The sequence below is a fragment of the Pseudomonadota bacterium genome (genome assembly GCA_039033415.1).
GTDB lineage: Bacteria > Pseudomonadota > Gammaproteobacteria > Xanthomonadales > SZUA-38 > JANQOZ01.
The window spans coordinates 104,579-116,622 of the sequence record JBCCCR010000003.1 but is presented as its reverse complement, the minus strand read 5'-3'; the positions used below and the strand labels follow the sequence as shown (position 1 = coordinate 116,622).

Genomic DNA, 12,044 nt, shown 5'->3' with positions numbered 1-12,044 from the left:
CGCAAATCGAGGATCATCACAACCAAAGGGCACAAAACGTCGTCGAAGACATATCAATCATTCGAAGGATCGACTATGAGAGTCCTCTTACCATTTCTTCTCCTTTTCTGTGGGCAGTCGCTCAGCGAAACGTCGGTGGAGAAATTTGCGGCAGTATCGAAAGAGATTTACGAACGGCGAGAGGATTATTCGGCGTTTGGCTCGTACATCACCATCGTTCAGGACTCAAAGGAGGTGTACACGAGCGTCAACGGCGTCGCGAACGCTGAACACCAGGTGCCTGTCAATGAGGACACGGTGTTCGATCTGGCGTCGATTGCCAAAACGGTCACCGGCTATGCGATCGCAGAGCTTGAGGAAGCCGGAGCGCTGTCCAGCGACGCGGATATTCGTGAGTATTTGCCTGACTTCCCGACCTACGGCCATACCATCACGGTCGGCCATCTCGTTCATCACACGAGCGGTATCAAAAACTGGACCAGCCTCTTGTGGCAAATGAAGTGGCCGTCCAGCGACCGTATCGCCTACGACCAGATCATCCGAATGGCATATGCCCAAACCGAGCTCGATTTTGTTCCTGGCACTCGCTACCAATACTCCAATACGGGCTACGTTCTGTTAGCGGCTATTGTGGAGAAGGTGACCGGTGACTCGTTTGTTGATTGGACTCGGGAGAACGTGTTTGAACCCCTCGGGATGGCAAATACGTTTTTCAACGATGATCAAACCCGGCTGATTCCCAATTTCGCCGGCGCTTACTTTCTCAACGATGAAGGTACTCAGGTCAGAGATACCAACAACACGACCGCCCTCGGTTCCAGCAGCCTCATTTCCAACGGCGCTGACATGAGAAAGTGGATGAACTTCCTCATGTCGCCGCCGCCGGAAAAACAAGCTGTTGTGAATCGAATGATGACGACAACACCCTTAAACGACGGTGGAGAGAACACCTACGCCTACGGCATAGACATCGAGGAATATCGAGGAGTCCGCTACATCAATCACTCCGGCAGCTGGGCATCACAAACGTCCCACATGGTGCTTTTACCGGACCTAAAGACTTCCCTGTTTGTGGCACACAACTTCAGGACCAATACGGGCGCGATCATCAAGAAATATATCGATACATTGCTCCCAGAGGACAAGTCTGACGAGGACCGTAGCGAGGTGTCGCCGATCTCAGAAAAGGTGGTTCAGCTGTCCAACGAACAGCTGGACAATTTCATCGGCGTCTACCAATTGGGCAAAGCCTGGGTAGTCACAATTACCCGAAGCGGCAATCAGCTATTCACCAAGGCAAATGGCGAAGGGACATTTCCTATGACGCCTATCGGAGACAACACTTTCCTTATTCGGGCGTACGGCAATAGAACCATGACTTTTCAGCAGGGCGCCGACGGTGTTGCCTCCGCTGTCGAGTACAACAACATTCTGGCGCCAAAGATCGTCCTGAACGACCGAGAAGAGGTTGCGAGCTACGCGGAATATGAAGGCGTTTACTACAGCGTGGAGCTGGAGTTGATGCTGAGTTTTGTGTTGGAAGAGCAGGGGCTGTTCGCCAACAGTATCCGCCACGGCAATTTCAAGCTAATCGCCGTCGAGAAGGATCTCTTCATGGGAGATGGGGTGGTAAGAAGCGTCAAATTTGCCCGCGACCAGGCGGGGCAGGTCATCGGGTTTCATGTGACTAACTCCAAAGGCGAGAACCGGGCCGCCTTCACCAAGGCCTAACAAGCCGCGACGTCATTCAATGCTTGTGATTACAGATGTAGTCCATTAGACTACATCTGTAATCTATGACAAAGCCAATCAACATCAGCGACGCCGAGATGCACATTATGAATGTGCTTTGGGACGAATCGCCTCTGACTGCGGCAGACATTGATGCGCGGCTTAGCACAAAGACCGGCTGGCATCGCAAGACGGTCAACACGTTAATCAGCCGGCTGGTCAGCAAGAATGCCGTGGGATTCACGCCGCACCGGTCGGGACGCCAATATTTCCCGCAGGTTGAGCGCGCCGATTACTCGCAAGCCGCAGCCATGCAAGTCGTCGACCGCCTTTTTGGTGGTCGGGTTGCGCCGCTTGTCGCACATTTTGTTGAGGAGCAGGGTCTTTCGAAAGAGGACCTGAAGGAACTCAGATCAATCCTCAAGGAGCTTCCCGATGATGACTGAAACGCTGATCGCGTTGTTTGAAGTAACCGTAGAGCTAAGTCTGTTGGTGCTGCTGGTTCTCGTGCTTCGAGAGCCGATTGCGCGGTTTTCTAACGTTCGTTGGGCCTACCTGATCTGGGCTCTCCCCGCAGTGCGGCTGATGATGGCGCTGCTGCCGGCCGAGCTCAGCGCTATACCGGCTGCGGTTGCGCAAAGTTTGGGCGTAACTCTGGCCGCCGGGACGGGCAGCTGGCTGGAGTGGCTGCCGGCAATTCCTGCGGTCCTGGCCGGAATGCTCCTTGGTATTTGGATAGTCGGTATGCTGGTGCTGGGCACGCGTCTCGTCGTTGCACAGGTACAGTTTCGTCGGCGACTGGTTGACTCAAGCCGGCCGCCTTCTATGCAGCAGCGGAAGCTGCTAGGCCGATTCTTCGATCGCATGCAGGTCTTCCCGATGATCGATTGCCGGCTTTCGGAGGCCGTGAAAAGCCCCGTGCTGTTGGGCGTCGTCAAGCCGCTACTGGTGTTGCCTGCAAGTTTTTTTGAGTCCAGCCGAGAGCCTGAGCTGGTGATTCGCCATGAGTTGGTGCATTTTCGCCGACGAGACCTTTGGGCAAACCTGATCGTTGCGATCATCCGCTGTGTCTTTTGGTTCAACCCCCTGCTGACCTGGGCCGAGCGCCGGTTTCGAGACGACCAGGAGATGGCTTGTGATCGAGTGGTGCTGGAGGATGAAAGCCCAGCGAAACTGCGCCGGTACGCGGCGGCGCTCGTCGGAGCGGCTGGCGGCCGAGAGGCACTTTCCGTAGCTTTCGTCAGCACCGAGCCGGCGGTCACGCAGCGCACGCGAGCCCTTGTTCGGCACCGTCGCAGCTACCTGAGGGATGCCCGCGGGGGTCTTGTGGCCGCGGTCTTGCTCGTTGGTACTCTGATAGTGGGCGTGGACTCTTCAGCCGTCGACCTCACTTTAGTCTCTCCGCTGACCTTTCCTGGGCCCATACCCGGCACCTGCGGCGGTTAGGCAACCGCTTCGATTGATGAATAGATTTCCGATTGCGAACGCAGCGGCAATGAAAATTGTCGCTACGTTCTGGATCGCGATTGTCCAAAGCTTGACGGCCCCCGCCTATGCCGCGGACTTCGACGCCGATCGGTTTGCCCAACGCTACTTCGACGCCTGGGTCATGAGCCAAAGTCCGGAGGCTACAAGGCAGAACCTTGAGCGCTATTTGGCACTGCTCGCCGACGACGTTGGTCATCAACACCTGCCGTACGACCCTGACGATTCTCGGATTCCAACCGGCAAGCAGGACATGCGCGACGGCATGGGCCGGTACCTCGGGGCCCACACACAACATGAAGCCAACCTGATTAGCTACATGGCAGGCCACGACGTTATTGTCATCCACTACAGCACCCTATCGAAGGATATCCACCCGCAAACCCACGAGGAAATTGCTCAGGATTACCTGACCGTAGAGGTGCTCGAAATCGAAGATGGCAAGGTTGCCATGATCCGAAAATACAGCCCGTAGCACAGGCAATTATCGATTCTGCGCGTGACTCATCCTTCAAAGTCCTCGCGGAAAATCAGTCTGCCGGGATTCGACTTGACCTCGACTGTCAGCCAGTCAGAACAGGCGCTTTCCGTCAGTGAGTCAGTGAGCGACGCGACGCAGTAGTCATAGGTCTGGCCTGGATACGAGAGCATATCCATGAATCCGTTGGTGGGCGTCACGCCGACCTGTATGACTTCGGATTCACCGGTGTTGCGTCGGTACACGCGAAACTTCGTCACCCGTGAGTCTTCAACCGAGCCCCACTCCAGGAATGCCGTGGTTCCGCTGCTGTCCAGAAAGGAGTCGATATTGGTTGGCGGCAGCAGTTGGTTGAGCGCCAACACAATTTGGTTATTGTCGCCAATCGATTCCTGGATCGTCCGGTCATCGTTGACGACCACATAGAGCAGGCGCAGCGTATCGGCGTTCACAGCCGCTGGAATGTCGATGGCGAACTCGACCTCGGTTTTCACCGGATCGGTGATCGTCACGGGCTCTGCGGTCCCAACGAAGCTGCCGATGCCGGGTGGCCCGTCAATAAACGCACTGATACTGAACTCGTTTTGCAGTGGGGCTCCAAGGTTGGCCACGATGACCTGCACGTCAGCCGATTCTTCACCATTCACGATGCTGGAGCCGAGAATCCGGGCGGAAGAAATTGTCAGGTCCGGACCGTCGGTGGCCTGAAACAGCGTGACGGCTCGGTCCGTGCCGAGCTTTTGCCGATTGACGCTGCCCAGGGCCTGGGAAACAAATCCAAATTTCTCCGCCTTGGCGGCAATCTGGTCTGCCTGGGCGCTGATGATCACGGCTGAGTCGTTAAGCGGGTCAAAGATTGCCGCGGTTTGCCAATTGACCAAGCCGTCGATCGTGACCGGATTGACCTGGACCGCCTGTTCCTCTGCGCCGGGGAAATCGGGTAGCGCCAGGATTTGCATAGCGGTATCGCCGAGGCCAGTCACTCCAAACGGATCGCCCTGCTTGATCTCTCCGCTGGTCCCCAGCCAGCGGTGTGCGACCATGGGCGTACCGCCGGCGCTGACCATCAATCGAGGCTTTTCCGAGAAGATATCCCTGCCGTGCTGGTCCTGCTGCTTCTGTTTGAGCCAGGTGCTGCAGATGCCTGTCTGGATGTTGCACGCGCCCCTTACGCCCCACAGTGCCCGGCGCGTTCCGATGAACGGGTCCTGAGAACCTGAGCTGGTATAGGTTATGGCAATTCCGGTGCCCAGCACGCCAGCGCTGGGAGAAGCGATACGGTTTTCCCCGGCTTCCACAAAGTTGCCTGAGGGGCTTGGGTTGAACACTTCTTGTGTGCCTCCGGTGCGCCGCAAGAACTGGTAGACCAGTCGGCGGCTTTCCGTCTGTAGTCCGGTAGCAGTGTTCCCGGCGTCGGTGTTGCGAACCCAGACGACGGCTGGGTCACCCATCAGATAAAGCGGTGATGGCTGCACGTCCTTGACGTTAGCGCCGGCATCGATCTCTACCGGCGCTGTCCAGACGCCATTGCCGAAGTAAGCGTAGAACAGCTTGATCTGGTTATCATCGAGGTCCGCGCTCAACGACCGGTGCCAGACCGCCAGCACTTCGCCGCCCAGCGGGCAGTCCACGTCAGCGCTGAGGCACGAGGCGAGCTTGACCCCTCCTTCGCCCATGGAGTTCACGTTCATCGGCGGCGTCAGATTCATGGGTTGGCTCCAGGCCAGGCCGTCCCAGAGTGAATACACCATGTGCTGGGATTGCTGGGCATCGAACAGTTCCTGGTCGGTGCACACCTGGCCATCCGCCGTTTCTTCGCTGGTGCACTGGTAGTCGGTGTTAACGAGCAGGTCAAAGTCTTCTTCGCTCAACCCGCTCTGAGCCCACACTGCAACCGCCTTGTTACCGTCGTAGAAGATCACCTCCGGCTGCATGGCGCCTCGTCCGGACGCGAGAGTGTAAACAGTACCCAGGAACTGGCCGGCAAGAATCTCCTGGATTTTGACGCCGGTGCTGTCGGTGCTTGCAACAAAGGTAAAGCCAAGGCCATTGGTGGCAATCCCGATGCTGTCCGACGAAGGTGCCTCAGCGATCGCCTTCTGAGATCGTTTGGCGTTAGCGGCGATTACGCAGTCGTCGGGGTTTGACTCCTGCAGAGGTGTGTCGGAGTAAGAACCTTTCACGCAGAATGGGCAGGGGCCTACGGAGACTTCAAACTCCAGCTCGAGTCCAAACTGAAAGCAGGTTCCGGAGGCATCCCTATCCAGCTCGCTGTCGATGATCACCATAGGCATGGAAACAGCAATCTCGGGGCCCGCGGCGACGCTGGCCTTCACCAGGCCAAAGATTGCGCTGAAATCGAAAAATACGGACAGGGTGACGAAGCTAGACGGCTCGGTGAGCGAGTCGACGCTAATATCAAAATCCGTTGCCTCGATGTAGGCGAAGTAGACAAACGACGCGCCGTAAATCAGGTCGGCGCCGAGTACCGCAGCAGCAATGGGCGGGACGCCCCATGCATAGCGGAACAGCGGTACAAAAGAAAAGAACAGCTCCTGCGGGACTTTACTCCCAACGTCCGGGTTGCCCGGCCGGTCAACCAGCGTCTGGACACTGCCTTTCTCCGGTTCCAGAAAATCGATCATGCCGTAGGCCTCGGCAACAGCGTTGATGTGGCCCAGTTTCTGGGTGGCCTTCGGGAGTTCGTTGTTGTTGTCGAATACGGTGACGGCCGCGTCGCGAGTGCGTGTCGGTTGATTTTGCGACGCGATACCAAAGGTTTGCCTGACCACGGCGGCCTCGAGGTTGTCGTTTTGGATGGTCCCCAGATCGAGCGTTGAACCAAAGCTGTTGCTAGCGTCTACGTCTTTGGTTTTTTCCTGCGCAGTTATGCTGGCCTGCTGCGGCGACCATGAAATGGCGACCGGCTGTTCATAGGCGACGTCGTCAAACCAGGTTGGGCCATCAATCGTGTTGATCTGGATCGGCTTTCGCCACAGGGTTTCACCCACGACCATAAAAACCTCGCCGTTGATGGGGCCCTTTTCAACCGCCAGCCCGGGGATAGTCGCTGAGTATGTCACTTCAGGGGCGCAAGGATTGCTCCCTTCTAAAACCAGCGGAAATTGGCCGATATTGTCGAGAGTCAGGAAGGAGCCGTCGGGCCCTTCATCGGGGTTGCCGTAGAGTTCTCCGGACCACAGCAGATGAATGCGGATCTCCTGTGTGTTGAGACTAGGGTTGTCTTTTTCGTTCGGGAACGTCAGCAGGCCATCCCAGACATAGGTGGAAAAGTCGTCTTTGGTCTCGCCGGGCACGTCGGTTGGTGGTGCGAGCCCATCGATCAAGATGTCAGACAGGATTTCGTTTTCTGTGCCGGGCGGTACGGGGCCAAATTGATTGGTCAGCAGTGTCTGCGTGAGCGGATTGAAGGACACGCCGTTTTGGTCGCAATCCAGGTCGGACTCCAGGCAAACCTTGTACTCGCCGGCATTGGTGCGCTCAAAATCGTAGCGAATGCCCCGGTATTTCGGGGTTGATCCCGGTTGGGTGTTGTCGGACGCCAAGATGCCAAAAGCATCGTCCAGATGCAGCGCAGAAATTCGAACGCGAAAGTAGTCTTCCACCTGGGCCGGTGCCGTGACGTAAGCGACTCCGGCCTCGGCCTGCTCAATCAGAAACGCTCGAAGCGCCTGAATGTAGTCGGTCAGCGCCGGCGAAAAGGTAAATGACCAGTCGCCGTTTTCATCGGTGGTGAAGGTCGACAGGGTCAGCGGGCAGTCTCCCGGCCTAAAATCAGGGGGCGGAACCTGCGAAGGATCTGCGAAGCCGATCACCTCCAGCGCGTCGCTCATCTGTGTGTCGGGGATATAGGGAGCAGCCGACCGGCTAATCAATGATTGGCCAGGGCCTGGTGGCTCAACGCCGGATACGCCAAAGAAAATGTCCTGGGGATTCCGGCCGATCTGTTCGGGATAGATCAGCTGCGTATCGGCGTTGATAGAAACGATAGCGCCTTGTATCGGAACCGTGATGGGGTTTTGGTCGGTCCCGCCAACTCTGCCCTCTACCCGACCATTGATGGTGATGCCCAGCTCGTCATCGTAGGGCAGGCCCTCCTGGATGACGATCAGGTTCCCGTCGATATCAACGTAGGCATTCTGAGCGAGCTCTGCGGCGCCGTTGGGGTCTGCGGGTTCGGAACCTACAAATTGAGGGATCTGGTAGAAAAGCCCAAGTCCGTCGACGCTTCCCTCGATGGGAATTTGGGTATAGCCGGACAACAGCCCAGGCAAGACGAACTCCACGGCGTAGTTGTGGATGTTGTCATCGCCTTTGCCCATCGTTGGCGTCCACTCGATTGGCCTGACGTTGATGGGCGATAGCGTGCCGTCCTGGCTGATCAGCACGAGGGTCCAGAGAAAAGACTCGGGATCCATGCCGTCGGGCAGACGCAGTTCGCCGCTCAGGGCGCGCAGGGCATTTCGTTCCAGTCGCTCGCTGGGCAAGCTGATGCTGAGGGGTTCAATTTGATTATTGACGGTTTGCGAACGGCGGAATGTGGTCTCGACTGACGCCAGCGTTCGGTTGCCGCCTTGGCTCTCAACGCGAACCGTCAGGACGCCCGCATCCCCGGCGGGTACGATAAAGCGCCGCTCAAGCAATCCGTCCGCAACGGTGACAGGCCCCACAATCGCCAGATCGTCCAGGAACACGGTCGATTGTCCTGCCGGCAGTCCGGTTACGCTGACTTCCACGGATTCACCGGAGAAAGCGCTGTCAGGTTCAACGCGAACCTGCGGCGGCTCCAGAACTTCCAGGCCAGCCACGTCAATGACCGCCCCGCCGCGCGCGGTCAGCATTTCTACCAGGTAAAGGCCGGGCGCCAGGTCTGGCAAGTCCGCGCGGAAGCTCGCCGAACCCGCTCGGTTGGTCGTGGCATCGCCGAGGGGAAACAGCGCGTCAGCACCAGGATCGCGGATTCGTAGCGAGCGGGCTATGCCTCCGGGTTGGTCAAATATCGAGAGGATGATCTCGGCTCCCGGGTAGAGTTGTGGCGGCAGCAGCTGGATATTGCCCGCACCGCTCGAGGCCATGCGGGGCAAAGTAGCGAGCGCCAGCAACAGGCAAAACGCGGTGCTAGAGGCCAGTTTTTTCACGGTTTTCTCCTAGGTCCTAGTCCAGACAACGCGCCTGGCCCTGGATATGCACAAAAATCTGGGGCGTTGGAGAAAGTTGCATTGTTAAGGGCCCAGAAGCAGGCTGGGTCGAAAAAAGGGCGAGTTCAGCGCATCACACCGATTCGATCAATCCACTCATGCGCGCAATGGCGAACACGATCACGCCAGCAGCGGCCACCAGATAGAGCGCGATGCTCAGATAAAATCTCGGCCCTACGTCAGAAGCCCCTAGATGAGGTGCACTGGGGTCGTAGAGCACCTTTCTTGTTGCGCCGAGCGTGTAAGAATTGCGATTCGTTGAATGGCCTGAGCTTCCCGGGATTCGGTGCTCGTTTCCCTCTTCGTCCTGGAAGGCCCAGATGGGCCTGTACATCACCTGCTTTCGTTGACCCAGGAACTCCTTGATCTCAACCACTTTTGCCACGGTTTCGACGCCCTCTTTCTGGAGTCGACGGTGTTCGCTGAAGCTACGCCATCCGGCCAGCAGCATGATGGCGCCAAAAACGATCAGTATTGCGTCGAGCATTTGCGAGGTTTCTCCTGCTGGGATATTGAACCCGCGTGGTGGCGCTAGAACCAGAATCGAATGCCGGCTACCCATGCGAACTCGTCGAGCTGGCGATCATCGACTGGCTCAAAGTCGCGCGTTTGGCCGAAGCTCTCGATCCAGCTGATACCCACGTATGGAGCAAACTCACGCCGCACCTCGTAGCGCAGGCGCAGCCCTAGGTCCGCCGTCGACAGGCCGGAACCCACACCGATTTCAGCATCATCCGAGAACGCGGCGTTGAGCTCCATGCGGGGTTGGAGAATGAGGCGCTGCGTGAGCCTCAGCTCATACTCGGCCTCGAATCTCAGGGAGAAGTCGCCTTGGTCACTCAGAAAGAGCTGACTATCGAGTTCAAACCAATACGGCGCCAGGCCCTGGAGGCCGGCTACTGCGTAGGTTCTGGACGGATCCGGTCGAGCATCGTGGCGCAGGCCCACCTGCAGGTCCCAGAATGGGCTTACGGCTCGGCTGTAAAGGGCCTGGAGTTCCGCCTCTTCGAATCGACCATCAGCATACTCACCCTCGGTTTTGAACCAGAGTTTGTGCTCATCCCCGCCGATCCAGCCTTGCGCCTCCCAAACCGTTTCGGTGTCGCCGTCCCGGGTTTGCGCCTCCAGGCGCTCACCGAGGATCAGCGAGTTGATCTGAGCACCATGCGAAGCCTTGAGCGCTGCGCGGGCTGCGGCCATGGCCGTCGGATCGTAGTAGGCGTCGGCAGCGGTTTGACTCAGCGCCGTCTCGGCCAAAAGCAATAAGGCCAGCCAAAGAAAAACCCGCCTCAAGTCATCGCCTCGGAATCAACAACCGACACAATGCGCATCATGCCGGCATGCATGTGGTAGAGCAGATGGCAGTGAAACGCCCAGTCGCCGACGGCTTCGGCGGTAATGTCCACCGACAGCTTCTCGCCGGGTTTGGCGACAACCGTGTGTTTCCGAGGCTTATGATTGTGATCGCCCGTCACAAGGTCGAAGAACATCCCGTGCAAATGAATCGGATGCGGCATCATGGTGTTGTTCACGAGCGTGAGCCGCAGACGTTCGTCCTTGTGGAAAACGATCGGTTCATCGACCTCGGAAAACTTGAGCCCGTCAAACGACCACATGTAGCGCTCCATGTTGCTCGTCAGGTGGAGTTCAAGTTCCCGACCTGGTGGGCGGGTGTCCGGGTTTCTCTCCAGCGCTTTAAGGTCGGTGTACACCAGCACTCGATGATCAACGTGCTGAAGCCCTAAAGGCCGCTCACTCAAACGATTGGTCGGGCACATCGCGCGCCCCACAATGCCGGGGCCCGATGGAAAATCATTGGCCGGATCCTGTTCGTCAATGCACTCCTCGGCGGGCCCTGCACCATGTTTCATCGCTCCGTGGTGGCCCATGGCGCCGTGATCCATGCCCCCGTGATCCATGGCGCCGTGATCCATGGAATCCATGTCGTGTTTCATCGCCATGTCTTTCATGGTCAGGGTCGGCCGCGCGCGGCGTTTGGGCACGGCGACACTGAGACCCATTTCCGGTGTCAGCGTGGCGCGGGCAAGCCCACTGCGGTCGTTGCTTTCGGCAATGAAGGAATAGGCCTGATGCTTGGTCGGTTGGACGACTACATCGAAGGTCTCGGCCGTGCCAATCTGAAACTCGTCGGTTTCCACCGGCTGAACGTTGAGACCGTCTGCCTGGACAACCGTCATCGGCAGCCCGGGAATACGCACATCAAAGATACTCATGGCCGAGGCGTTGATGATCCGTAGGCGAACCCGCTCGCCGGGCACGAACATTCCGGTCCAGTTATCGCGAGGACCGTGGCCGTTGATCAGATAGATGTAGGTGGCTCCGGTCACGTCGGCGATGTCGGTCGGGTTCATCCGCATCTGCCCCCACATCGCCCGATCATCCACCGTGCGGTCCCAGCCGTCGCTCCTTACGTCGTCAAAGAAGTCGCTAACCGTGCGCTGCTGATAGTTATAGTTGTCGCTCATCTTCTTGAGCTTCGCGAACACCCGGTGGGGGTCTTCAAAGGTCCAGTCAGACAGAAGGATGACGTACTCTCGGTCGTAGGCCACCGGATCTGCGTCTTTCGGCTCGATCACGATCGGGCCGTAATGGCCGGCCTGTTCCTGCAATCCGGAGTGGCTGTGATACCAATAGGTTCCGGCCTGCATCAGCGGAAAACGATAGGTGAATGTCTCCCTCGGCCTAATGCCCGGGAAGGTCACGCCGGGTACCCCGTCCATCTGAAACGGTAGGAGAATCCCGTGCCAATGAATGGAAGTATCCACATGCAGGTTGTTGTGAACGCGAAGCGTGATCTCATCACCCTCTCGCCATCGGAGCAGCGGAGCGGGCAGCTGCCCGTTCACGAGAATGGACCGACCGACGCGACCGTCGATGGCTGTCTTTGCCATTCCCACCGTGAGGTCAAACTCTGTGCCAGACATCGGCTGAAGACCAATCATGCTGTTCGCTTCACCGCTCCGCGCCCAGGCGGGCAATACGGACTGCAGCCCGAACCCGGCGCCAAGTGTGCTCGCCTGAGTCAGGAAACGCCGTCGAGATGGCTTAAGGGGTTGGTTATCTCGGCTCATGTGCGAAACTACATACCCCTAGGGGGTATATGTCAACTC

Annotated in this window: 8 protein-coding genes; 4 read left to right on the top strand and 4 right to left on the bottom strand. The window is 57.8% G+C overall.

Annotation, left to right across the window (positions count from 1 at the left end):
• Nucleotides 1–75 precede the first annotated feature (75 nt).
• The 4 genes from AAF358_03370 to AAF358_03355 all read left to right on the top strand — a co-directional run bounded on the left by AAF358_03370 (nt 76) and on the right by AAF358_03355 (nt 3,691).
• Nucleotides 76–1,731: a serine hydrolase domain-containing protein gene (locus AAF358_03370; protein MEM7704564.1), complete on the top strand. Its 1,656-nt coding sequence runs from the start codon at nt 76–78 to the stop codon at nt 1,729–1,731.
• Between the two features lie 65 nt (nt 1,732–1,796).
• Nucleotides 1,797–2,177 (top strand): BlaI/MecI/CopY family transcriptional regulator, encoded by a 381-nt coding sequence (locus AAF358_03365; protein ID MEM7704563.1) that lies wholly within the window; start codon nt 1,797–1,799, stop codon nt 2,175–2,177.
• Nucleotides 2,167–3,177 carry a M56 family metallopeptidase gene (locus AAF358_03360; protein MEM7704562.1) on the top strand — a complete coding sequence of 337 codons (1,011 nt, stop codon included), beginning with the start codon at nt 2,167–2,169 and terminating at the stop codon, nt 3,175–3,177. The genes AAF358_03365 and AAF358_03360 overlap by 11 nt, the downstream gene beginning before the upstream one ends.
• 16 nt (nt 3,178–3,193) lie before the next feature.
• Nucleotides 3,194–3,691: a nuclear transport factor 2 family protein gene (locus AAF358_03355; protein ID MEM7704561.1), complete on the top strand. Its 498-nt coding sequence runs from the start codon at nt 3,194–3,196 to the stop codon at nt 3,689–3,691.
• A gap of 29 nt (nt 3,692–3,720) precedes the next feature.
• Here the strand turns inward: AAF358_03355 and AAF358_03350 are convergent, their stop codons facing one another.
• From AAF358_03350 to AAF358_03335, 4 genes are all read right to left on the bottom strand, one after another.
• On the bottom strand, nt 3,721–8,853 hold the full coding sequence (locus tag AAF358_03350) for a hypothetical protein (protein MEM7704560.1): 5,133 nt from the start codon (nt 8,851–8,853) through the stop codon (nt 3,721–3,723).
• A gap of 133 nt (nt 8,854–8,986) precedes the next feature.
• Nucleotides 8,987–9,400, bottom strand: coding sequence for a DUF3592 domain-containing protein (locus AAF358_03345; protein MEM7704559.1), 414 nt, complete (start codon nt 9,398–9,400; stop codon nt 8,987–8,989).
• Between the two features lie 44 nt (nt 9,401–9,444).
• Complete coding sequence (locus tag AAF358_03340; protein ID MEM7704558.1) at nt 9,445–10,206, bottom strand: copper resistance protein B; 762 nt, start codon at nt 10,204–10,206, stop codon at nt 9,445–9,447.
• Entirely contained in the window at nt 10,203–12,005 is a 1,803-nt protein-coding gene (locus AAF358_03335; protein ID MEM7704557.1) for a copper resistance system multicopper oxidase, read from the bottom strand. Before AAF358_03335 ends, AAF358_03340 begins: the two co-directional genes overlap by 4 nt.
• Between the last annotated feature and the right edge of the window lie 39 nt (nt 12,006–12,044).

Coding starts and splice junctions, on each gene's coding strand:
- AAF358_03370 (MEM7704564.1), top strand. CDS start 76: ATGAGAGTCCTCTTACCATTTCTTCTCCTTTTCTGTGGGCAGTCGCTC.
- AAF358_03365 (MEM7704563.1), top strand. CDS start 1,797: ATGACAAAGCCAATCAACATCAGCGACGCCGAGATGCACATTATGAAT.
- AAF358_03360 (MEM7704562.1), top strand. CDS start 2,167: ATGATGACTGAAACGCTGATCGCGTTGTTTGAAGTAACCGTAGAGCTA.
- AAF358_03355 (MEM7704561.1), top strand. CDS start 3,194: ATGAATAGATTTCCGATTGCGAACGCAGCGGCAATGAAAATTGTCGCT.
- AAF358_03345 (MEM7704559.1), bottom strand. CDS start 9,400: ATGCTCGACGCAATACTGATCGTTTTTGGCGCCATCATGCTGCTGGCC.
- AAF358_03335 (MEM7704557.1), bottom strand. CDS start 12,005: ATGAGCCGAGATAACCAACCCCTTAAGCCATCTCGACGGCGTTTCCTG.